The sequence below is a fragment of the Streptomyces sp. V3I8 genome (genome assembly GCF_030817535.1).
Lineage (GTDB): Bacteria > Actinomycetota > Actinomycetes > Streptomycetales > Streptomycetaceae > Streptomyces.
Window position 1 is genome coordinate 3235598 of sequence record NZ_JAUSZL010000002.1, and the last position, 21089, is coordinate 3256686.

Below are 21089 nucleotides of genomic sequence, written 5' to 3' on the forward strand. Positions count from 1 at the left end.
GGAGAGCACATGCTCACTGTCAGTGACACGTCCCCCGGGAGCGACCCCGTCCCGGCCCCGCTGCCGGCCGGTGGGTGACCCATGTCCCTCGACACGCTGAGGTCCGCGCTCCCGGACTACGCCAAGGACCTCCGGCTGAACCTCGATTCGGTGATCGGCAACTCCCCCCTCACCCAGCAGCAGCTGTGGGGCACGCTGCTCGTCTGCGCCATCGCCTCGCGCTCGCCCGTCGTCCTGCGGGAGCTGGAGGAGGAGGCCAACGCGAAGCTCTCGCCCCAGGCCTACACGGCGGCGAAAGCCGCGGCGGCGGTCATGGCGATGAACAACGTCTTCTACCGCACCCGGCATCTGCTCTCCGACCCGCAGTACGCGACGTTGCGGACCGGGCTGCGGATGAACGTGATCGGGAACCCGGTGGTCGAGAAGGTCGACCACGAGCTGTGGTCGCTCGCCGTCTCCGCGGTGAACGGATGCGGGCAGTGTCTCGACTCGCACGAGCAGGCGCTCCGCAGGGCGGGTGTCGACCGGGAAACGATCCAGGAGGCGTTCAAGATCGCGGCGGTGGTGCAGGCCGTGGGGGTCACCCTGGACTCGGAGGCGGTCCTGACCCGCTGACCGGACCGAATCCGCAGCGCGGCGGGGATGCTCAGAGCCGCCCCTTCGTCTCCTCGTACCAGTACGTGGGACGCGCGGCCCAGGTCAGAGCGAGGGCGGCGGCTCCGAAGGCCCCTGCCACGGGATTCACGTATCCGGGCACGACGGCGTCGTACGTCCGCCCGCCTGTGACACGGCACCTGAAATGCAGGGGGAGGAAGGAGTATTCGTATCCCACGACGGACTCGACCTGCTCGGACCTCAGTCTCTTCTCACAGGCCAGGGCCTGGCCGCTCTCGTCCAGCATCAGGAGATGGAGCACGCCCCAGCCGTACAGGCCGACCGCGCAGGCCCCTGTCAGAGCGGCGACGCCCTTGACCACGGTCTGCGCGTCCCGTCCGCCGCCGTCACGGCGCAGCAACCGCACCGCGCGGGTGACGAGCCAGGGCGTGACCACGATGCCGGCCGCGCTCAGGAGGAGCACCAGAGCGATGTAGAGGTCGTCGGAAGCGTCCGTCACCAGCATGGCGAGAAGCCTGCCAGCTGGTATGGGCGACGGAGTCGGCTTCTCCGCTATTCGGTACAGCGCGGGGTGTCGCTCCAGGGTGTCAGCCGGACGGCGGCGGCGCGTCCGTGGGTGGCTGCTCCACCGGCTTCGCCTGTTCCGCCTGCGGTGCCTCCACCGCTGTCGCCCCCATCGCCGTCGCCCCTCTGGGTGGCGGAGAGCCGCGAAGCGCCGGTGCCTGGGAGTACGAGCGCAGATAGCCGACCACCGTGTTGGTGACCGCGACGAGCGGTACCGCGACCACCGCTCCGCCGATCCCGGCGATCACCCCGCCCGCCGCGACGGACAGCACGACCGCGAGCGGATGCACCCGCACCGCCCGCCCGAGGATGAACGGCTGCAGGATGTGCCCCTCGATCTGCTGCACGGCCAGCACCACGGCCAGCACCATGAGGGCCGTGAAGACGCCCTGCGTCACCAGCGCGACCACCACCGCCAGCGCCCCGGAGACGACCGCGCCGACCAGCGGGATGAAGGCGAACAGGAAGATGAAGACGGCGAGCGGGACGGCCATCGGGACGTCGAGGAAGAAGATCCCGAGCCCGATGAAGATGGCGTCGATCAGGGCGACTATCACCGTGCCGCGGACGTAGGCGGTGAGGGTGCGCCAGGCCCGCGGCCCGGCGCCGGCGACGCCCGGCCGCGCCGCGGCGGGGACGAGCTTGAGGGTCCACTCCCAGATGCGCTTGCCGTCGTAGAGGAGGAAGAGCGTGGAGAACATCGTGAGGAGGATGCCGGTGAGCGCCTCGACGATGACGGTGACGCCCTCCAGGCCCGCGGAGGTGATCTCCTCGGTGTTCGCCCCGACCGCCTCGCGCAGGCTCTTGGCGGTGTCCTTGATCTGGTCCTCGGTGACGTGGAACGGGCTGTTCAGCAGCCAGCGCTGCAGCTCGTCGATGCCGTCCTGGATCTGGTTGGAGAGGTCGTCGATGTTCTCCATGACCTGCCAGACCACGAACCAGCCGACCAGGCCCATGACGACGAAGCCGAGGATGGCGGTGAGCGCGGTGGCGAGCCCGCGCGGCACCCCGTGCCTGCACAGCCGGGCGACCGTGGGCTGGAGCAGCGCGGTGATGAGGAGCGCGGCGACGAAGGCGAGGACGACGAGCTGGACGGCGCTGATGACGCGCATCAGCACCCAGACGGTGCCCGCGAGGACGAGCAGCCGCCAGCCGGCCTCGGCGGCGACCCGCACGCCCCAGGGGACGGCGGTGGCCGGATCGGGGCGGACCGTGCCCGGGGAGGAGGACGGGGACGGGGAGCGGAGGTCCGTACCGTCCGTCCCGTCCTCGACGATGCCGGACTCGTCGGCGTCGTCGTCCTTCTCGGCGGCCGCGCGGCGCGCGTCCAGCCGATCCCCCACTTCGGTGAGTCCGGCGCCGATTCGGCCGATCCACCCTGGCACTCGCGACATGATCCGTCCTCTTCCCCCGTTGCTCCCCACCACTCCCCCCTGGAGTCGTCGGCATCGACCGTACAGGGCAGAAGCCCCTCACCGTAGGACGGTGAAGGGCTCCGCGAGGTTGAGCCGGGACCGGCTCGATGACGGCCGGGGCCGGTTCAGTAGTAGTTGTTGGCCTGCCAGAAGTTCCAGGCCGCGCACGGGCTGCCGTACCGGCCGTCCATGTAGCTCAGGCCCCACTTGATCTGGGTCGCCGGGTTGGTCGCCCAGTCGGCACCGGCCGAGGACATCTTCGAACCCGGCAGCGCCTGCATCAGGCCGTACGCGTCCGAGGTGGGGTTGTCCGCCTGGTAGTTCCAGCTGGACTCGTGGTCGACGATCCGGCTGAAGCACTGGAACTGGTCCGCCGGGACCAGCTGGCGCGCCATCTCCTGGACCTGCGCGGCCGTGTACGAGGACTGCACGGGGAAGCTGGCCGAGTCACGCGTGGCGGAGCGGCTGGCGACCTTCTCCGCCGCCTTGCGTTCCTTGGCTTCCTTGGCTTCCTTCTCCGCCTTCGCCACCTTCTCGGCGGCGGCCTTCTGCTTGGCGACCGCGTCCTTGGCGGCCTGCTTGCGCGCGGCTGCCTCGGCGTCCTTCTTGGCGGTCGCGTCCGCCGCGATGGCCTGGGAGTCGGCCTGCTGTGTCAGGGAAGCGGTCTGCACCTGCGCCTGAGCACCCGCGGGGATGTCGGCGAGGAGCGTCGCGCCGCTCGCCGTCGCCTCGGCCTCATCGCCCGAGGGTGCGGTGCTGCCCGAGGCAACACCCGTAACGGCGCCGACAGCGGTGACTGCGGTGGCCGAGGCCACTGCGAGCCCACGGACCGAGATCCGGCTCACACGGTTTCCTTCCAGCATCGACCGCTACAGGTGACCCTCGCGGACGCAATCGTGCCCCTGGCACTGGCCTCCCAACTGCGGGGTCACGGGAGGCACGGGCCCGGTGGGCAACTCCCCGGGAGGGAGCGCCGCATGGTGCTCGGGCGGCATACGACGGCGGTATGGAGTTCTGGTGTTCTTGCTGTGCTGTGCCGCTGGGGGTACAGGTGTGTCGTATGCGGGGCCTGACAGGAACGAGACTCTAGCCGTACCGCGGCGCCAGGAGGCAATTCCGTGCCGGGTGTGAAAGCTCACACCTCGTTCACCCCAGGAGTTTTCCGGAAACGGGCGCACGCACAGGCGCCGCCCGGCTAGGCTCTTTCGCCTTGCCGGACGGCGCCAACTACCGTGCAGTCACCACCCGTTGGGTCACCCGTCGGGTCACCCGCCGGTCCGTCCGCCGGACCGCTCACCGGACGGACGGGGCAAGTGGGACAGGCGGGACAGGCGGCCTCAGATCTGTCCGTCCTCCAGCATCTCGGTCACCAGGGCGGCGATCTGGGACCGCTCGGACCTGGTGAGCGTGACGTGCGCGAAGAGGGGATGGCCCTTCAGCTTCTCCACGACGGCCACGACACCGTCGTACCGGCCGACCCTGAGGTTGTCCCGCTGGGCCACGTCGTGGGTCAGGACGACCCGCGAATTGGCCCCGATCCGGGACAGAACGGTCAACAGGACGTTCCGTTCCAGGGATTGGGCCTCGTCCACGATCACGAACGCGTCATGGAGCGAGCGGCCGCGGATGTGGGTGAGGGGCAGGACCTCCAGCATCCCGCGTGCGGTGATCTCCTCGATGACCTCGCGGCTGGTGACCGCGGAGAGCGTGTCGAAGACCGCCTGCGCCCAGGGGCCCATCTTCTCGGACTCGGAACCGGGCAGGTAGCCGAGCTCCTGCCCGCCGACCGCGTACAGCGGCCGGAAGACCATCACCTTCTTGTGCTGGCGCCGCTCGAGCACGGCCTCCAGGCCCGCGCACAGGGCGAGTGCCGACTTTCCGGTGCCGGCCCGGCCGCCCATCGACACGATCCCGATGTCCGGGTCGAGGAGCAGGTCCAGCGCGATGCGCTGCTCCGCGCTGCGGCCCTTGATGCCGAAGGCCTCGCGGTCGCCGCGGACCAGCCGGACGTTCCCCTCGGCCGTCACCCGTCCCAGCGCCTTGCCGCGCTCGGACTGGATCATCAGGCCCGTGTGGACCGGGAAGTCCGACGCCTCGGGCACATACAGGGTGTCCTCTTCGAAGAGGAGGTCCACCTGTTCGGCGGAGAGGGGCAGTTCGGACATTCCGGTCCAGCCGGAAGAGCCCGTGATGGCGAGTTCCGCGCGGTACTCCTCGGCGAGGAGACCGACCGAGGAGGCCTTGATCCGCAGCGGGAGGTCCTTCGACACGACCGTGACGTCGAACCCCTCGGCCTGCAGATTGCGGGCGACCGCGAGGATGCGGGAGTCGTTGTCCCCCAGGCGGTAGCCGCTCGGCAGCACGCTGGGGTCCGAGTGATTGAGCTCGACACGGATCGTCCCACCCAGTTCCCCGGTGGGGATGGGGTCGTCGAGACGGCCGTACTTCACCCGGAACTCGTCGAGCAGACGCAGGGCCTGCCGGGCGAAGTAGCCGAGTTCGGGATGGTGCCGCTTGGCCTCCAATTCCGTGACCACGACGATCGGCAGCACTACTTCGTGCTCGTCGAAGCGGTTCATGGCGTGCGGGTCGGCCAGCAGGACGCTGGTGTCGAGAACATAGGTGCGCCGGTCTGGCATACGGCGCTTTGTGCTGGTCACCACGGAAGGACGTACCCCCTCGGATGAGGTCGGGGAGCGACGGAGGAGAGCTGGACCGGTTTTTGGCACCGATGCACGGGCCGTGAACCGGCCCTTCGCCTCGTCCGTACTGACCGCACGGTCGCGCTGGTGCAAAGGGCCTCCCGGGCGGACGGCCCCGTGCCGTCCGCTGAGATCCGACACCCGTGGTTCGGGCGTCGACCTGGAGGCTTTATGCCCTCGAACGAGCCATGCCATGCCGACAGGCACGGCGGCGCCCTGGTGAACTCCTCATTACTTCCACCCCAGAGGACCAACCCGTGGTCCCGCGGCGTCCCCGCCGAGTCCCCGCGGCGGGGGACCGCCGCGGTCCGTCATCCGCCGTAGCGCCGGTGGCGGGCCGCGTAGTCGCGCAGGGCGCGCAGGAAGTCGACCTTGCGGAAGGCCGGCCAGAAGACCTCGCAGAAGTAGTACTCGGAGTGGGCCGTCTGCCAGAGCATGAATCCGGACAGCCGCTGCTCACCGCTCGTACGGATCACGAGGTCGGGGTCCGGCTGGTCGCTGGTGTAGAGGTGCTTGCCGATCATGTCGACGTCGACGGTCTCGGCGAGGTCCTCCAGCGAGGTGCCCTTGTCGGCGTGGTCGAGGAGCATCAGCCGTACGGCGTCGGCGATCTCCTGGCGGCCGCCGTAGCCGATGGCGACGTTGACGAGTATGCCGTCGACGTGCGCGGTGGACTCCTCGGCCTCCTTGATGGTCGTCTGCATCTGCGAGGGCAGGATGTCCGGCGTGCCGACGTGGTGCACGCGCCAGCGGCCGTCGGCGGCGAGGGAGCTCACGACGTTCTCGATGATGTCGAGCAGCGGTACGAGCTCTTCGCGGGGCCGGTCGAAGTTGTCCGTGGACAACAGCCAGAGGGTGACGACCTCGACGTCGGTCTCGGAGCACCAGCCGAGGAACTCCTCGATCTTGTCCGCTCCGGCCCGGTGCCCCTGGGCGGCGGTGCTGCCCGCGGCCTTCGCCCAGCGCCGGTTCCCGTCGACGATGACCCCGATGTGCTTCGGCACCTGGTCGTGGTCAAGGTGGCCTTCCACCCTGCGGGCATAGAACCTGACCAGCAAACGGCGCAGGTTGTCGCGCAGGTCCACGTTTCCGTCAGCCCCTCCGTGCAGATGGCAGTCCCCGAGGCCGACACCTTACAGCCGCCGGAGCCCGCCTCCCCCTTGGGGTGCAAGGCCTCCTGGCCGCCGGGCGGGAGGCCTTGCGCCGTAAGGGAGACGGGGCGGGGAGCCGGCGGGGGCCGGGCGTCCGATGCGACGGCGGCTCCGGTGCGTGCGCCGTGCGCGCGGGAGCGCACAAAAAACGGGCCGGTCCGTGGGGGGGAGACGGACCGGCCCGAGGGGGGGTTTCCACCATAACCCTTCGTAAGTGATGCTGCGCGCATCGGCGTGCCAAAACTACTCTCCGGAGTCGCCCGACAACGCCCGGGTGGATGCGGAGACGTGAATTCCGAGGCAGATCATGGCCGGATCCCAGCGGATTCCAAGGCGATCAAGGAGAATACGAAGGGAATCAGGGGGTTCGCACGAGGATATGAGGCGTTGGGCCGTTTCCCTCGGACGTACGCCCCAAGGGTGACCGCGCCGGGGCGGTACCCGTCCGCCGTCCGCCCCGCTTCCTCGCGGGACGGACCTGCAGGGACGGCACCGCGCAGCCCCCTCCACCGCGCGGTGCCGTCCCGCGCAGCTTTGCTGGCGCGAATTGCCTTCGTACGAAACTACGCGACGGTGACGGGTGGAATGAGCCATCCGGCATAACGATGTGGAAACCGTGTGTACGTTTCCGGGATTTTCGCGGCGTCTCGGCCCGCTCGCGCCGGGCCGCTCGCGCCGGGCCGCGCGGGTGGGCGGTTCGCGGGGGTGGGCGGTTCGCGGGGCCTACTCGCGCCAGGCGCTCTCGCGCAGCAGGCGCAGGCCGTTGAGGCCGACCAGGATCGTCGAACCCTCGTGGCCGGCGACACCGAGGGGCAGCGGGAGGTGCCACGCCAGGTCCCAGACGACGAGGACGGTGATGAACACCCCGGCGAGGCACAGGTTCTGGACGACGAGGCGCCGGGCGCGGCGGGAGAGGGCGACGGCCCTGGGCACGGCCGTGAGGTCGTCGTGGACGAGTACGGCGTCCGCGGTCTCCAGCGCCAGGTCCGCGCCGCCCCGTCCCATCGCGACGCCGGTGTGGGCGGCGGCGAGGGCCGGGGCGTCGTTGACCCCGTCGCCCACGAAGAGCACCCGGCCGCCCAGGTCCCGTACGGCCTCGGCCTTCTGGTGCGGGAGCAGGGCCGCGTGTACGCCGCCGGCGGGGATGCCGGTCCGTCCGGCCACCGCGTGCGCGGCCCGGCGGTTGTCGCCGGTGAGGAGGACGGGCGGGGCGGAGGTGAGGCCGCTCAGGGCGGCGACCGCCTCGGGGGCGCCGGGGCGGAGCCGGTCGGCGAGGAGCAGCCAGCCCGCGCGGACGCCGTCCACGCGGACGACGACCGCGGTGCCGTCGGTGTCGGGGACCGCCGCCCGTTCGCCGAGCCGCTCCGGGGAACCGACCTCCACCTCGCGCCCGGCCACGGTCGCGGTCACTCCGCACCCGGGCGCGGACCGGAAGTCGTACGCCTCCTCCGGGTGCGGGGTCGCGTGCGGGAGTTCTTGGGCGGCGGCCACGATCGCGCGGGCCAGGGGGTGTTCGCTGCGGTACTCGGCGGCGGCCGCGAGGGACAGCAACCCGGCCTCGCTGAAGCCCGGTTCGGGCAGGACGCCGGTGAGGTGGGGCGTGCCCTCGGTCAGGGTGCCGGTCTTGTCGTAGACGATCCGGTCCGCCTGCCCGAGGCGTTCCATCACGACGGCGGACTTGATGAGCACGCCGTGGCGGCCCGCGTTGGCGATGGCCGACAGGAGCGGCGGCATCGTCGCCAGGACCACCGCGCACGGCGAGGCGACGATCATGAAGGTCATGGCCCGCAGGAGTGCCCCGGTGAGGTCGGCGCCGAAGACGAGCGGGACGGCGAAGACGAGGACGGTCGCGGCCACCATGCCCAGCGCGTAGCGGTGTTCGATCCGCTCGACGAAGAGCTGCGTCGGGGCCTTCGTGCGGGAGGCCTCCTCGACGAGGGCGACGACACGGGCGATGACCGTGTCGGAGGGGTCGCGCCCGACGCGGACGCGCAGGGCGCCGGTGCCGTTCAGGGTGCCGGCGAAGACCTCGTCGCCCGCCGCCTTCGATACGGGCAGGGGTTCGCCGGTGATGGTCGCCTGGTCGAGGTCGCTCGTACCGTCCAGGACCCGGCCGTCGGCCGCCACGCGCTCGCCGGGCCGCACCAGGATCACGTCCCCGACGGCGAGCCGGCCGGCCTCGACCGTCTCCTGCGCGCCGCTGCCGGGGTGCAGCCGGGTGGCTGTCGCCGGCGCGAGGCCGAGGAGGCCGCGGACGCTGTCCTCGGTGCGGGCGGTGGCCAGGGCCTCCACCGCGCCCGAGGTGGCGAAGATGACGATGAGCAGCGCGCCGTCCATGACCTGGCCGATCGAGGCCGCGCCGAGCGCCGCGACGATCATCAGCAGGTCGACGTCGAGGGTCTTCCCGCGCAGCGTCCTGAGCCCTTCGAGCGCGGGCTCCCAGCCGCCGGCCAGGTAGGCGACGGCGTACAGCGGCCCCCACAGCCACGCGCTCGCGCCGAGCAGCTGGAGCGGCAGCGCGAGCAGGAAGGCCGCGGTGGAGGCGGCGGCCCAGCGGGCTTCGGGGAGCGCGAGGAGGCGGGTACGGGCGGGCCGCACGCGCGCCGGGGCGGAAGCCGGTGCGGGTGCGGAGGCGGGCAGGGCGGTGGGAGTGGGTGCCGGGGCGGACATGCGCGCCACCATACAGGAACACATGAACAAGTCTTCATTCATTCCGATGGGTACGGGGCCGGCGTGGCGGTCTCGCTACGATGACGGGATGGGCCACGGAGTCGATGCGAAGAGCAGCACCCGCGAGCGGCTGGACGCCGTCGGCGCCGCGGACGTCGCGGCGACGCTCCAGGCCCTGGCCACGCCGTCCCGGCTGCGCATCCTGGCGCGCCTGCGGGAGGGCCCGTGCGCGGTCGGCGAACTCGCCGAGGCGGCGGACCTGGAGCAGTCGGCGTGCTCGCACCAGCTGCGGCTGCTGCGGAACCTGGGGCTGGTCACCGGGGAGCGGCGCGGGCGGTCGATCGTGTACGCGCTGTACGACCACCACGTGGCGGAGCTGCTGGAGCAGGCGCTGCACCATGTGGAGCACCTGCGGCTGGGGCTGCGGGACGAGGCGTGAGCGCCACAGCCGCGCTCCGGCCTACGGGCTCGCGGGCTTGCGGGCTTACGGGCCTCGACGAGGTGGCGGGAGCTGTGGGCCACGAACGGGCCCTCGCCGACGATCTGCCGGTGCAGGCGCAGCAGTCGGGTCCGGTACCGCTCGACGGTGAAGTCCGGCACCATCCACACCACCTTGCGCAGGAAGTGCACGACGGCCCCGATGTCGTGGAACTCCATCCGCAGCCGCTCCGCCCGCAGGTCGACGATCTCCAGGCCGGCCGCCTCGGCCCCGGCGCGCTCGCGGTCCGGGTGACGGTGGCCGCGGTGACTGCCGGGCTGCGGCCCGAGGAAGTACTCGACGACCTCGAAGGCGCTGGCGGGACCGACGTGCTGGGCGAAGTACGTGCCGCCGGGACGCAGGACGCGGGCGATCTCCGTCCAGTGCGGGGTCACCGGGTGCCGGCTCGTGACCAGGTCGAACGCCCCGTCGCCGAACGGCAGCGGCGCGTCCTGCGGCGAGGCGACGACGACCGCGCCGCGCGGATGGAGCAGGGCGGTGGCCTTGGCCACGTTCGGGGGCCAGCCCTCGGTGGCGACGGTGAGCCTGGGCAACCCGGCCGCGGCGGCGAGGACCTCACCGCCGCCGGTCTGGATGTCGAGCGCGGCGTCCGCGCGGGCCAGCCGCTCCCCCATGGCGCGTGCGTATCCCCAGGAGGGGCGTTCCTCGGTGGCCCGCCCCTCGAACCACGAGAAGTCCCACCCTGCGGTGGGGGCGGCCTCGGCCTCGGCGACAAGTTCCTCGAAGGTGCCGGTGCCGGTGTGGGTGTGGGTGCCGGTACCGGTGTGGGTGCGTGGGCCGGTCGGATCGGTCTGGCTCATCGGGCGATGGTGGCAGGCGGCGGGCGCGGGACGCGACAGGTTTCCCGGCGGGTCACTCCTGGGCGGCGGGTCCGTCGGGTACGGGTCCGTCGGGCGCGGGCCCGTCGGATACGGGTCCGTCGAGTACGAGGAGGTCGTGCACGTCCTTGCCGTGCTGAAGCGTGCCGACCTTGCGGAAGCCGTGCCGTTCCAGGAGGCGGACCGAGGCGGTGTTCCCCGCGAAGGGGTCGGCGTACAGGGGGCGGGTCCTCTCCTCGCGGAGGAAGAGGCCGAGGGCTTCGGTGCCGATGCCTCTGGCCCAGTAGGGGCGGCCGAGCCAGTAGCCGACGAAGCGCCGGTCCTCACCCGTCGCCGCGTCCGCCTCCCACCAGGCGACGATGCTGCCGGCCGGGGCGTCGTCCACGTCGACCGTCCGTACGAGAACGGTGGGGTCGCCGAGGATGCGGGTGGTCCAGTGCGTCATGAAGCGGTCGCGGGGCCGGGCGGGGAACCGCGACCGCCGGGTCGCCTCGGGGTCCTGTTCGTACGCGAAGAGGACAGGCAGGTCGGTGTCCCGTACGTTCCGCAGCCGTACGCGTGGGGCGGGCGGGGCGGTCTGTCCGTGCGCGTCGTCGCTCATGCCGGAGCAGTCTGGCACCGGGCACTGACAGTGGGCGTGGGTGTTGGCATGGGCGACGACGGCACGGATCCGGTTCCGATCCCGGCTCCGGTTCCGATCCCGGATCCGGATCCGGGATCGGAACCGGAGCCCGGGGCTCAGGGGACGAGAGGGCGTACTTCTTCGGCGGTGAAGCGGATGAAGCCCTCGGGGTCCGGCTCGTCGGCGGTGGGCTGCAGGACGACGGTGTCGGCGCCGGCGTCCGCGAGACGCTGCACGGCCTGCGCGACGTCGCCGGCGTCCCCGGCGACGCCGAGGTCCGGCACCGACGCCACACCTTCGGCGCGCTGCTCGGCCTGGAGGCGGGCGGCGGCGTCGGGGCCGGTGGCGGTGAGGAGGTAGACGACGACGGTGTGCGGGTCGCCGGTACGGGAGGCCGACGCGCGCCCCTCGTCGATGAGGCGGCGGGCTTCCCGCACACCCCCGGGTGACGTGTTGGCCGTGAGGACGGTGCCGTCCGCGGCCTCTCCGGAGAGCTTGAGCGAGCGGGGTCCGGTGGCTCCGGCGAGGATCGGCACCGGCGTCGGCGGGGGCCAGTCGAGGGCGACGTCGTCGAGCTTCACGTACCGGCCGTCGGTGGTGACGCGTTCACCGGCCAGCAGGGCGCGCAGGGCCGTGAGGTACTCGCGCAGGAGCGTCACGGGTGACTCGGCGCGCGCTCCGACCTGGCCCATCCAGTCCTGTACGCCGTGTCCGACGCCCAGGACGGGCCGGCCGGGGAAGAGCCGGTGCAGGGTGGCGGCCTCCATGGCGGTGACGGCGACGTTGCGCAGCGGCACGGGGAGGAGGCCGACTCCTACGCGGAGCCGGTCGGTCCACGCGAGGGCCGCGGCTGCCGCCGAGACGCCTCCTTCGAGGAAGCAGTCCTCCCAGAGCCAGAGTTCCTCCAGCCCGGCGTCGTCCGCCGCGCGGGCCAGAGCTCGCAGGCGTTCTGGAGGCAGTTGGGGCCGGAAGACAGCGCCGAGTGTGGTCATGCGCTGTTCCTACCCGGAGGGTCGGCGGGGTTCAACCTGTTTGTCGGATCACTCCGGCCGGCCCGACCCCGGCGGCGGATCGGCGACGAAGGTCCCCTTGCCGTGGACGGTGACGATGAGCTGCCGCTCCCGCAGCACCTGGCCGCAGCTCCCCCGCCGCGATACGCGCGGCAACGTGGCCGGCGATGGCGACGTACAGGTCGCGTCCCGGTGACGCGCCCCGCGGTACGGATGTGCGCGCGCTGCGAGCGCACCACGGCGGAGCCGGTCCTGGTTCGCGGGGACGCCCTGCCGGGCGCGGTAGCCGTCGCGTGAAGGAACCGGCCGGCGCGACCTGGCGTCTGGCACAGGACGACCGGATCATCGGAGCGGCAGGGACAGCGGGAGGCGGCTGGAACATGTTCGTCCTGCTGATGTACGGCGCCGTGCTCGCTGTGCCGCTGTGGGCCGTCGCGGTCGTGGTGAAGCTGGCGTCGGTCCTCGCGCCCGGGCGGCGACCGGACTGGGCCGGGGACCTGCTGCGGTGGTGCGCGGGCATGGCGGCTGTCGCGGCCGTGATCGTGTACGCGATCGGGCTCGGCCTGGTCCAGTGGAACGCGAGCGAAGCCGAGTCCGGCGCGGGGTCCGCGCCCGCCGCCCCCTGCCGCTCCCTCCCGCCCGGCACCCTTGATCAGCTCACCGGGCACGGGCCGTCCTACCTGCCGCTGGGCTTCGACTGCCTGCTGAGCGACGGCCGGGTCGTCGCGGCCGACGGCCCCTACACCCTCCTGAACGTCCTGGCCGCCGCCTTCGTGCTGGCAGCGATGCTGTCGCTGCTCGCGGTGGGGTTCCTGGACGAGTACCGGGCGCGCTCCGTCACGCCTCCTTCGGGAACGTGACCTCCACGCGGCGGTTCTTGCGGCGGCCCTGTTCCGAGGTGTTGTCGGCGATGGGGTAGTCCTCGCTGTAGCCGCGTACGACGAAGGTGACGTCCACCTCGCCGAGGGCCGCCGCGAGCTGTTCATGGACGGCTTCCGCCCGGCCCTTGGAGAGGGTGACGCCATGGGCGTACGAGCCGAGGTTGTCCGTGAAACCGAAGACACGGACGTTCGTGGCCTTCTGGGACTTGATCTCGTCCGCGATCGTCGCGATACGGGCACGTGCCTCCGGGTTGAGCTTGGAGCTGTTCTTCGGGAAGAGGACCTCCGCCTGGAGCGCGAACGTCACGTCCTCGTTCGTGTCCTCGCGGCGCTCCTCCCCGCCGAGGTCCTCGACGACCGACTTGATGTCGAGCACCCGCGCGGCCGCGAGGGTCGCGCCGTCGGCCAGCTTCAGCCCGGGGCTGTTCGCGTCGACCTCCGGCGGCTGGGACGTGGTGACGCTGCCCGGCGGTTCACTCGGGTCCGCGTCGTCCGCGTGGGCCGCGGTCAGCGGGGTCATGAAGACGAGTGCGGCGAGGGCGGTGAGGGTGACCGACGTGGCGCGGGGGGTGAGCGGCATGGTCACTCACCCTCGGAGATCTCTACCGCGGCCGGGGGCATCGAGCCGACCTGGAAGGAGACCTCGGTGGTCCCCTCGGGCGGGGCGGGGAACTGGGCGAACCACTCCGTGGTCTCGCCCGGCTGGACGCCGCCGGTGAACCGCGTGCAGAGGCAGCGCCCCTCCGTGTCGCGCAGAACGAGGTATTTCTTCTTGCCCCCCTGATCGACCAGGCTGGCACCCGCGATGGATCCGCCGTTCCCGGCCAGCTCCCGCTCGTCGCCCCGCCAGTCCGCAGCCACCCACGACTTGCCGCTGCCGTTGGTCACCGTCCCCTCGACGGTGACGAATCCACCCTCGTCACGGTCGGCCGAGGTGACGGCGACGGTCAGGCCGCCCGCCTTCACTTCGGCCAGGACCTGTTGGGCCGACGGCGACTGGGATCCCTGCTCGTCGTCGCCCCCGTCGTCCCCGTCGTCCTTCGCCGGTGAGGACGAGGACGTCTTCTTGTCCGAGCCCCCGTCGTCTCCACCGCCGCAGCCGGCCACCGTGAGGACCAGCCCAGTCGTGATCGCCACGGCGGTCAGTACCGTGCGGCCCTTCGTGGTGTGCCGAATGTTCATCGCTACGGCTTCCTTTCACTCGGCCAGATGCACAGAGAACAGCACGGACGCGTCGGGAAGGTCGTCCAAATCGAAATCTTCGGGGTCGATATCCACAAGTTCGCCGTCACAATCCAGTTCGACGACATCTTTCGGATCATCGGGTACGTCGAAGTCGCAGCGAGGCTTGATGACGGCCGCGGCTTCCGCGGTCGCGTGCATGCCCTCCGTGCCCGGAATGATCGAGTCCCCGACCGTGTAGTCGGTCCGGATCTCCACCTGGAAACCGGGGAATCCGGCCACGGCATAGGGCGTGACCGCCGTCACAGACGCATCGTTCTCGGCGGCCAGTTCACCAGCTGCGGCTGCGGCGCCGGCGCCGTCGAACCCGTCGCCGTCGAGCCAGTCCAGCCAGTCGTCCTCCACACCGACGGCGGCCTCCAGGCCTTCCATCAGTTCGTCCCTGGCGTCCTGAGCGGCTGCCAGAGCGGCGGCGTCCGCCGCGGACTGTGCTCCGTTCCGGGCGGACGCCGCCTGGGCGAACGCGAAGAACGCGAACGCGGCGAAGAGCAGGATGGCCGTCAGCCAGATGGAGACGGGGAGAGTCGATCCCCGGTCGCCGCGCAGTCGTGCGCGGATCAGCCGCCGATGACCTGGTTGACCGCGTCCAGGATCGCGCCGGAGATCAGTCCGTCGAGGCCGAGACCGTCGATCAGCGTGAAGATCCCGGCGATCAGGATCATGAGCCCTGCGTACTCGACGAAGCCCGCGCCCGCGTCCCGGTCCCGTCCGCGCATCCGGGAGGCCACGGTGCGGCCCCATTTCCGAACCGCCCGCTTCGTTCCCGTGGACGTCTCCGGCTCCAGGTTTCTGGTCACAGTGATCCCTTCCCTCCCGCCCAAAACCACTACCGTCCCGCGCACCGTACGTGATAATCCGCCTACTGCGGGTGGGTCCAGGGGCCCAACTTCCCGTGGCCGGAGTCACCGGTTCCACCCCCCGTGGGCCGTGCCCAGCCAGTGGGCGATCGCTTCGCTGCGGGTGGAACTGTGCAGCTTCGCGAAGATGCGGTTGATGTGGTTCTTGACCGTCTTCTCGCTGATGAAGCACGTGGCGGCGATCTGCTGGTTGCTCATACCTGCCGCGATGAGATCCATGACCTCCACCTCCCGTGAACTCAGGTCGTGATCCGGACGGTTGCGGCCGCGCCGCAGGAGCCCCGGCGCGTGGACGGGAAGAGCCTGCGACGACTGTGCCACAACCGATTGCAGGTGCGAAGAGTTTTGGTTCGGTTCGTACGAAACTCCGAGCGAATCCGACACATCGGCGGCGGACACGGTGAAAGTGGCCGTTCCGTCGCGCAAGTCCCGCACGGCGGTGATCAGTTCGTCCGCGGTGAACTCGCCGTGGACCAGGTAACCGACGGCGCCCAGGCACAACGCCCGTGCCACCACCTCAGGTTCGCGGCTGTACGTCAGCATCATCACGGGCGCGAGCCGGGCCAGCGGGGGCAGCGCGGTCAGGCCGTCCGTGCCCGGCATGCGCACGTCCAGCAGGACCACGTCGGGGCGGTGGCGGGTCGCGAGTGCGATCGCTTCCTCGCCGTCGGACGCCTGGGCCACGGCCCTGATGTCCGGGTGGGCGTTCAGCAGGGCCGCGAGGCCGGCCCGGACGACCGGGTTGTCGTCGGCCACCAGCACTCGCAGGGGCGGGCCGGGAAGTGCCTGCTCAGGCATGTGCGGCCTCCTCTTGGGGAGTGTGTGAAGGGGGTGCGGACGGCGGAGGGGCGAGGGGGAGGCTCAGCGTGACCTCCGTGCCTCCGCCTTCGGCGCTGTGCAGTCGGAGGTCCGCTCCCACGGATGCCGCGCGTTCCAGCATTCCCAGCAGGCCGAAGTGGCCGGTTTTCGCCAGGACCGGTATGTCGGCGAGGGACACGGGTGTGCCTTCCCCGTCGTCCCGCACGGTCAGGTGCAGGGCGCAGTGCGGGGCGGGGTGCGTGACGGCGAGGGACACGTGTACGTGGGTCGCGTGCGAGGCGTGGCGGTGCGCGTTCTCCAGGGCCTCCGAGGCGATCGCCAGCAGGTGGCGGGAGGCCTCGGGAGGGACGGCCCGGAGAGGGACGGCCGCGGCCGGGACGGTTTCGTGGGTGAAGGTCGTCCTCATACCCGTGCGGGACTCGAAGTCGGTCACCCTGGAAGCCAGTTCCGTCAGCAGGTCCGCCAGCAGGTCCGTCGGCGGGGTCGACATCGCCGTGTGGGCCCGCAGGTCCGTCAGCAGTTCACGGGACTCCGCCGCCGCCCGTCGGGCCGCTCCCGCCACCGCGGTGGCCTGGGCCTTCAGGGCGCGGGGGTCCGTGTCGTGGTCGGCGGCGACCGCCAGGGCCTCCGCCGACAGGGCCAGGCCGTGCAGGGTCTTCGCCACCGAGTCGTGCATCTCGCGGGCCAGCCGGGCCCGTTCCGATTCGACGGCCTCCGCGACGGCCAGGCGGGAGTTCGCCTCCGCGAGGGCCTGGCCGGCCGTGCCGAACTGGAACATCAGGTTGCGCAGGGTCACGCCGATGATGCCCGCCGCGATGCAGAAACCCGCGATGAGGAGGGTGCTGGCACCGGTGCCGGGGTGGTGCTGCCATGCCCTGAAGGTCGTCAGCAGGACGACCAGCTGGAGTCCCGTGAAGACTCCCGAGCCGCGCCAGCCGTACAGCAGGCCCGCCAGGAGGGGGGTGCAGACCGCCGCGTACGCGAGGGGGGAGGCGGGGGGCGCCGTCAGGAGGAGTATCGCGCCGAAGACCAGGTCCACCGCCATGAGGGTGGGGTGGGCGAGGAGTTTCGGGGCGAACCTGTCCCAGTCCCTGAGCATGGCGTACGAGCCCGTCACCGCCAGGACCGCGGCGGTGACGACCGCGTGGCGGGGGAGGCCGTCGGACGCGTTGGCCGTGGCGAAGGGGGCGCCGATCGCGATCATCGTGAGCCTGACCGCGAACGCCTGGCGGCACAGGGCCTGCAGGGCGTTGAGCTGGAGACGCACGCTGCCGGGCGCCGCCGCGTCGTCGGCGAAGTAGCCCGTCGGGCGGGACGCCCTGGCCCTGGCGGACAGGACCGCCTTGAACCCGCGGGTCCGTCGGGGCTCGTCGCGCGGTTCCCCGCGTCCCTGACGGGGCGCGGCCCGGCCGCCCTCGGGAGTCCCTCCGGCTGCCATGTCAGCGGCCCAGTACCGAGCCGAAGTTCGTGCCCGAGCCCAGGAACATCCCCGTCGCGATCAGGATCATCGTGGCCGGCAGCATGAAGACGAGCGTGACCATGGTCGCCTTGGGGATCGTCTTGGCGGCCCGGCGGCGGGAGTTCTGGGCGTCCGTGCGGCGCATGTCCGTGGCGAGCTGGATGAGGGTGTCCGCGATCGGGGAGCCCAGCTCCTCGCCCTGCTGGAGCGCCGAGACGAACTGCGCCACCTGCTCGGACGAGTTGCGCCTGCGCAGCTCGTCGAAGGCCTGGCGGCGGCTCACGCCCATGTCCATCTGGCGCAGGGTGATGCGCAGCTCGTCCGCCCACGGGCCCTCGTAGTGATCGGCCACGCGTTCCAGGGCCTGACGGAAGCCCAGGCCCGCCGACACCACGACCGCCAGGACGTCCAGGAAGTCGGGGAGGGTGCGGTCGATGACGTCCTTGCGGTCACGGATCGCCTGCCAGATCAGCGCGTCCGCGGCCAGCAGGCCGAACGCCAGGGCCATGACCGCGAACAGGAGCTGCCCGTTGGTCAGGAAGATCAGGAACAGCAGGACGCCGAAGACGCCGTACACCGCCCGGCGGGCCGCGTACCGGTTCAGGGTCAGGCCGCCGGGGTTGCCCGCCATGTCGATACGGCGGCGCTTGGCGTCCACGCGGCGCGGGCCCATCAGACGCAGCACCGCCGGGGCGAACCGCATGCCCAGGCGGTCCACCGCGGAGTCCGCCTTCGAGACGCGGGTCCCGCCCACCTCCAGCGCCAGGGCCAGGTCGCCGGGGAGCTTGGCCTCCGCGCGGTACATGCGCAGACCGAGGAGGAAGCCTCCGACGGCCAGGCCCATCAGCGCGGCGAGCAGCAGTGCCGTCATCCCGTTCCCCTCCCTGTGCCCTCGGCCCTCAGGTCCCCGTGTCCCCGTGTTCCCCGTGTTCCCCGTGTGCTCATACTTCGATCTTGCCCAGGCGGCGGATGACGAAGAAGCCGATCGTGTAGAGGCCCATCGCGATGAGCACCAGGGTCTGGCCCAGCGGGGAGCCGGTCACCTTGGCCAGGGCGCCCTCGTTCGAGGAGTTGATGAGGAGGAGCGAGCCGAGGCCGAGGAGCGGGACCGTGAAGGCCGTCGCGTTGACCTCGGAGAGCATCGTGCGGACCTCCCGGCGGGTCTCCTTGCGGTCCTCCAGGGTCTTGGTGAGGTTGCGCAGGGAGTTGACGACCGTGCCGCCCGCCTTGTTGGACAGGACCAGGGTGGTGACCAGGACGACCAGTTCGCGGGACGGAAGCCGGTCGGCCAGCTCGCTCAGGGCGTCGTCGACCGAGCGGCCCAGGGTCAGCTGGTCCGCGACCCTGGCCAGTTCCTCGCCCGCCGGGGCCTCCAGCTCCTCCGCCGCCATCGCCAGCGCGGTGCGCAGGGCCAGGCCCGCGGCTGCCGCGTTGGCCAGCAGGCGTGCCACGTCCGGCAGCTGGTTGATGAACGCCTCGATGCGCTTCTGGCGCTGCCAGTTGAGGAAGATCGCCGCGCTCCAGACACCGACCAGGCCCGCGATGGGGCCGAAGAACGGGGTCGAGGGCGGCGGCCGCGATCAGCCAGAGCGCGACGACCACGGCGGCGCCGTACGTGAAGAACTCGCCCGCCGTCACGTCGAGGCCCGTCGCCGAGAGCCGCAGCTGGATCGTGCGGCCCAGCCGGGTGCGGCGCAGCCGGCGGTCGACGGCGGCGAAGCGGCGCGCGCGGCCGGCGGCGGTGCGCAGGGGGCCGCCGCCGGAGAGGCGGTCGACCAGGGCCTGGCGCTGGGCGCGGCCGGACGCGTACGTGTGCACGCCCGCGACGGCGAGCGTGCCGCACAGGAGGGTGGCGCCGAGGGCGAGCGGGACCGCGTTGTTCACGACGCGCTCCTCCCGCTCGTGACCGGGCGGTCTGCGACGACTGCGGTGGGTGTCATCCGATCGCCTGCCGGGTGCCGGGGACGTCGAGTGCTTCCGCCACCCCGAAGGCGGGCGGCAGCGGCTCGTTGGCGACGTACAGCTTCTCCGCCACCGAGCGGGGCAGCGGAAGGTGTTCGAAGTAGCCGTGGACGACCCGGTCGGGGCCGGTGGGGCGCGGAACGAAGCGGGTGACGGGCACGACCCGGAACTGCTCGCGGCCGTGCGAGACCAGCAGCGCGATCTCGGTGACCTTGCGGGAGCCGTCGGCGTGCCGGGTCAGCTGGACGACGACGTCCACCGCCGAGTTGATCTGGTCCTTGAGCGCCTCGAAGGGGATCTGCACCTCGGACATCGAGCCGAGGGTCTGGAGCCGCATCAGGGCGTCCTCGGCGGAGTTCGAGTGGACGGTGGCGAGGGAGCCGTCGTGGCCCGTCGACATGGCCTGGAGCATGTCGAGGGTCTCGCCGCCGCGGACCTCGCCGACGATGATGCGGTCGGGGCGCATGCGCAGGGAGTTGCGGACCAGGTCGCGGATGGTGATCTGGCCCTTGCCCTCCACGTTCGGCGGGCGGGACTCCAGGCGGATCACGTGCTCCTGCTGGAGCTGCAGTTCCGCGGAGTCCTCGATGGTGATGATGCGCTCGTGGGAGGGGACGAGTCCGGAGAGCGCGTTCAGGAGCGTGGTCTTGCCCGAGCCCGTACCGCCGCTGACGATGACGTTGAAGCGGGCGCGGACGAACGCGGCCAGCAGCATCAGCATCTGCTCGTCGAGGGAGCCCAGGCCGATCAGCTCCGGGAGCGTGTACGCGCGGGGGAAGCGGCGGATCGTGAGGGTGGGACCGGTGAGGGCGAGCGGCGGGATGACGACGTTGACGCGCTCCCCGGTGGGGAGGCGGGCGTCGACCATCGGGTTCGACTCGTCCACGCGGCGGTTGACGGTGGAGACGATGCGCTCGATGGTCTGCATCAGCTGCTCGTTCGAGGCGAAGCGGAGCGGGAGCTGCTCCACGCGCCCGGCCCGCTCGACGAAGATCGAGTCCGGGCCGTTGACCATGATCTCGGTGATCGACGGGTCGGCGAGGAGGGGTTCCAGGACGCCGAGGCCCAGTGCCTCGTCGACGACCCGGCGGATCAGCTGGGAGCGCTCGGCGGTCGACAGGACCGGGCCCTCGCGGCTGATGATGTGCCCGAGGACGCGCTCCAGGCGGATGCGGCGCTCGGCCGCCGCGAGGCTCGACATCTCCGCGAGGTCGATCTCCTCCAGCAGCTTGGCGCGGTAGACGGCGACGAGGTGTCCGTCCTCGCGGCCGGCTCCGCCCTCCTCGGGTGCGGCGATACGGGCTCGCAGGCTCATGGGGTCGCCTCCTCTCGGTCTCTCGATCGTTCGGCGTCTCGGTCGTTCGGCGTCTCGGTCAGGCGGTCGTTCGGGCGTTCGGGCGGGCGTGGGTGGGTGGGTGGGTGGGTGGGTCAGTCGTCGGTGGGCATCGTGGCGTGGCGTTCCACCGTCACGCTCGGCAGGAGGGGGATGACGGCGGGGACCTGGAGCGTGACCGTCGCGGTCGTGAGGTCGTCGCCCTCGGCGGCCGACACGTTCGGGTCGAGCCAGCCGCTCACCGAGGCCGCTCCCGCCGCTCCCCCGTCGTCCCCCTGCGAGGCGGCCCGCGCCGCGGCCCGCGCCGCCGTACCGGCCTGGTTGATGCCGTAGCCGATCAGGCCGAGCTGGATGGCCGCCATGCCGACGACGAGCAGGATGGGCAGGAACCCGGCGAACTCCAGCATGGACACGCCCCGGTCGTCCCGTAACCGCCTCCACAGGCGCGTCGGAAGACGTCGCGGAAGTCG

General features: G+C 71.6%; 20 protein-coding genes and 2 pseudogenes. 3 read left to right on the forward strand and 19 right to left on the reverse strand.

Annotation, left to right across the window (positions count from 1 at the left end; genetic code table 11):
• Window positions 1-81 precede the first annotated feature (81 nt).
• Window positions 82-615 carry an alkyl hydroperoxide reductase gene (locus QFZ75_RS14085; protein ID WP_307536990.1) on the forward strand — a complete coding sequence of 178 codons (534 nt, stop codon included), beginning with the start codon at window positions 82-84 and terminating at the stop codon, window positions 613-615.
• A 31-nt stretch (window positions 616-646) separates the two neighbouring features.
• Here the strand turns inward: QFZ75_RS14085 and QFZ75_RS14090 are convergent, their stop codons facing one another.
• The 6 genes from QFZ75_RS14090 to QFZ75_RS14115 all read right to left on the reverse strand — a co-directional run bounded on the left by QFZ75_RS14090 (window position 647) and on the right by QFZ75_RS14115 (window position 9129).
• Window positions 647-1120 carry a hypothetical protein gene (locus QFZ75_RS14090; RefSeq protein ID WP_307536992.1) on the reverse strand — a complete coding sequence of 158 codons (474 nt, stop codon included), beginning with the start codon at window positions 1118-1120 and terminating at the stop codon, window positions 647-649.
• Between the two features lie 82 nt (window positions 1121-1202).
• Window positions 1203-2573: an AI-2E family transporter gene (locus QFZ75_RS14095; RefSeq protein ID WP_307536994.1), complete on the reverse strand. Its 1371-nt coding sequence runs from the start codon at window positions 2571-2573 to the stop codon at window positions 1203-1205.
• Window positions 2574-2719: 146 nt separating this feature from the next.
• Window positions 2720-3457 carry a transglycosylase SLT domain-containing protein gene (locus QFZ75_RS14100; RefSeq protein WP_307536996.1) on the reverse strand — a complete coding sequence of 246 codons (738 nt, stop codon included), beginning with the start codon at window positions 3455-3457 and terminating at the stop codon, window positions 2720-2722.
• 474 nt (window positions 3458-3931) lie between these two features.
• Complete coding sequence (locus QFZ75_RS14105) at window positions 3932-5257, reverse strand: PhoH family protein (RefSeq protein ID WP_307536998.1); 1326 nt, start codon at window positions 5255-5257, stop codon at window positions 3932-3934.
• A 350-nt stretch (window positions 5258-5607) separates the two neighbouring features.
• Entirely contained in the window at window positions 5608-6381 is a 774-nt protein-coding gene (locus QFZ75_RS14110) for an isoprenyl transferase (RefSeq protein WP_307537000.1), read from the reverse strand.
• 789 nt (window positions 6382-7170) lie between these two features.
• Window positions 7171-9129 (reverse strand): heavy metal translocating P-type ATPase, encoded by a 1959-nt coding sequence (locus tag QFZ75_RS14115; protein WP_373465868.1) that lies wholly within the window; start codon window positions 9127-9129, stop codon window positions 7171-7173.
• A gap of 76 nt (window positions 9130-9205) precedes the next feature.
• On the opposite strand from QFZ75_RS14115, the gene QFZ75_RS14120 reads away from it, so the two are divergent.
• Complete coding sequence (locus tag QFZ75_RS14120) at window positions 9206-9556, forward strand: metalloregulator ArsR/SmtB family transcription factor (protein WP_307544470.1); 351 nt, start codon at window positions 9206-9208, stop codon at window positions 9554-9556.
• Between the two features lie 38 nt (window positions 9557-9594).
• Here the strand turns inward: QFZ75_RS14120 and QFZ75_RS14125 are convergent.
• The 3 genes and pseudogenes from QFZ75_RS14125 to QFZ75_RS14135 form a co-directional block, all read right to left on the reverse strand.
• Window positions 9595-10416, reverse strand: a pseudogene (locus tag QFZ75_RS14125) (class I SAM-dependent methyltransferase); the annotation flags it as partial.
• A 52-nt stretch (window positions 10417-10468) separates the two neighbouring features.
• Window positions 10469-11035 carry a GNAT family N-acetyltransferase gene (locus QFZ75_RS14130; RefSeq protein ID WP_307537003.1) on the reverse strand — a complete coding sequence of 189 codons (567 nt, stop codon included), beginning with the start codon at window positions 11033-11035 and terminating at the stop codon, window positions 10469-10471.
• Between the two features lie 137 nt (window positions 11036-11172).
• Window positions 11173-12048, reverse strand: coding sequence for an LLM class flavin-dependent oxidoreductase (locus tag QFZ75_RS14135; RefSeq protein ID WP_307537004.1), 876 nt, complete (start codon window positions 12046-12048; stop codon window positions 11173-11175).
• A gap of 311 nt (window positions 12049-12359) precedes the next feature.
• Here QFZ75_RS14135 and QFZ75_RS14140 point away from each other — a divergent pair, with 311 nt between their 5' ends.
• A complete protein-coding gene (locus tag QFZ75_RS14140; protein WP_307537006.1) occupies window positions 12360-12926 on the forward strand; it encodes a hypothetical protein in 567 nt (188 codons plus the stop codon).
• On the opposite strand, the gene QFZ75_RS14145 is transcribed toward QFZ75_RS14140, so the two are convergent.
• The 10 genes and pseudogenes from QFZ75_RS14145 to QFZ75_RS14190 all read right to left on the reverse strand — a co-directional run bounded on the left by QFZ75_RS14145 (window position 12904) and on the right by QFZ75_RS14190 (window position 21026).
• Window positions 12904-13527, reverse strand: a complete 624-nt coding sequence (locus QFZ75_RS14145) for an OmpA family protein (RefSeq protein ID WP_373465869.1) — start codon at window positions 13525-13527, stop codon at window positions 12904-12906. The two genes, QFZ75_RS14140 and QFZ75_RS14145, sit on opposite strands and share 23 nt — an antisense overlap.
• A 2-nt stretch (window positions 13528-13529) precedes the next feature.
• Window positions 13530-14129 carry a hypothetical protein gene (locus QFZ75_RS14150; RefSeq protein WP_307537009.1) on the reverse strand — a complete coding sequence of 200 codons (600 nt, stop codon included), beginning with the start codon at window positions 14127-14129 and terminating at the stop codon, window positions 13530-13532.
• 15 nt (window positions 14130-14144) lie between these two features.
• Window positions 14145-14750 (reverse strand): pilus assembly protein TadG-related protein, encoded by a 606-nt coding sequence (locus QFZ75_RS14155; protein WP_307544472.1) that lies wholly within the window; start codon window positions 14748-14750, stop codon window positions 14145-14147.
• A complete protein-coding gene (locus tag QFZ75_RS14160; RefSeq protein WP_307545106.1) occupies window positions 14747-14986 on the reverse strand; it encodes a hypothetical protein in 240 nt (79 codons plus the stop codon). The genes QFZ75_RS14155 and QFZ75_RS14160 overlap by 4 nt, the downstream gene beginning before the upstream one ends.
• A gap of 105 nt (window positions 14987-15091) precedes the next feature.
• The gene (locus QFZ75_RS14165) at window positions 15092-15844 is read right to left on the reverse strand and encodes a response regulator transcription factor (RefSeq protein WP_307537011.1); all 753 of its coding nucleotides are present in this window, start codon (window positions 15842-15844) and stop codon (window positions 15092-15094) included.
• Entirely contained in the window at window positions 15837-17303 is a 1467-nt protein-coding gene (locus QFZ75_RS14170) for a sensor histidine kinase (RefSeq protein WP_307537012.1), read from the reverse strand. Before QFZ75_RS14170 ends, QFZ75_RS14165 begins: the two co-directional genes overlap by 8 nt.
• Window position 17304: 1 nt before the next feature.
• Window positions 17305-18195, reverse strand: a complete 891-nt coding sequence (locus tag QFZ75_RS14175; RefSeq protein ID WP_307537014.1) for a DUF5936 domain-containing protein — start codon at window positions 18193-18195, stop codon at window positions 17305-17307.
• A gap of 70 nt (window positions 18196-18265) precedes the next feature.
• A pseudogene (locus tag QFZ75_RS14180) lies at window positions 18266-19208 on the reverse strand (type II secretion system F family protein).
• Window positions 19209-19260: 52 nt separating this feature from the next.
• Window positions 19261-20601, reverse strand: a complete 1341-nt coding sequence (locus tag QFZ75_RS14185; RefSeq protein WP_307537016.1) for a CpaF family protein — start codon at window positions 20599-20601, stop codon at window positions 19261-19263.
• 113 nt (window positions 20602-20714) lie between these two features.
• A complete protein-coding gene (locus tag QFZ75_RS14190) occupies window positions 20715-21026 on the reverse strand; it encodes a TadE/TadG family type IV pilus assembly protein (protein WP_307544474.1) in 312 nt (103 codons plus the stop codon).
• Window positions 21027-21089: the final 63 nt, after the last annotated feature.

Excerpts from the sequence above, each read along its gene's own strand:
- QFZ75_RS14085 (WP_307536990.1), top strand. The coding sequence starts at position 82 with ATGTCCCTCGACACGCTGAGGTCCGCGCTCCCGGACTACGCCAAGGAC.
- QFZ75_RS14090 (WP_307536992.1), bottom strand. The coding sequence starts at position 1,120 with ATGCTGGTGACGGACGCTTCCGACGACCTCTACATCGCTCTGGTGCTC.
- QFZ75_RS14095 (WP_307536994.1), bottom strand. The coding sequence starts at position 2,573 with ATGTCGCGAGTGCCAGGGTGGATCGGCCGAATCGGCGCCGGACTCACC.
- QFZ75_RS14100 (WP_307536996.1), bottom strand. The coding sequence starts at position 3,457 with ATGCTGGAAGGAAACCGTGTGAGCCGGATCTCGGTCCGTGGGCTCGCA.
- QFZ75_RS14115 (WP_373465868.1), bottom strand. The coding sequence starts at position 9,129 with ATGGTGGCGCGCATGTCCGCCCCGGCACCCACTCCCACCGCCCTGCCC.
- QFZ75_RS14120 (WP_307544470.1), top strand. The coding sequence starts at position 9,206 with ATGGGCCACGGAGTCGATGCGAAGAGCAGCACCCGCGAGCGGCTGGAC.
- QFZ75_RS14130 (WP_307537003.1), bottom strand. The coding sequence starts at position 11,035 with ATGAGCGACGACGCGCACGGACAGACCGCCCCGCCCGCCCCACGCGTA.
- QFZ75_RS14135 (WP_307537004.1), bottom strand. The coding sequence starts at position 12,048 with ATGACCACACTCGGCGCTGTCTTCCGGCCCCAACTGCCTCCAGAACGC.
- QFZ75_RS14145 (WP_373465869.1), bottom strand. The coding sequence starts at position 13,527 with ATGCCGCTCACCCCCCGCGCCACGTCGGTCACCCTCACCGCCCTCGCC.
- QFZ75_RS14150 (WP_307537009.1), bottom strand. The coding sequence starts at position 14,129 with ATGAACATTCGGCACACCACGAAGGGCCGCACGGTACTGACCGCCGTG.
- QFZ75_RS14165 (WP_307537011.1), bottom strand. The coding sequence starts at position 15,844 with ATGCCTGAGCAGGCACTTCCCGGCCCGCCCCTGCGAGTGCTGGTGGCC.
- QFZ75_RS14170 (WP_307537012.1), bottom strand. The coding sequence starts at position 17,303 with ATGGCAGCCGGAGGGACTCCCGAGGGCGGCCGGGCCGCGCCCCGTCAG.
- QFZ75_RS14175 (WP_307537014.1), bottom strand. The coding sequence starts at position 18,195 with ATGACGGCACTGCTGCTCGCCGCGCTGATGGGCCTGGCCGTCGGAGGC.
- QFZ75_RS14185 (WP_307537016.1), bottom strand. The coding sequence starts at position 20,601 with ATGAGCCTGCGAGCCCGTATCGCCGCACCCGAGGAGGGCGGAGCCGGC.
- QFZ75_RS14190 (WP_307544474.1), bottom strand. The coding sequence starts at position 21,026 with ATGCTGGAGTTCGCCGGGTTCCTGCCCATCCTGCTCGTCGTCGGCATG.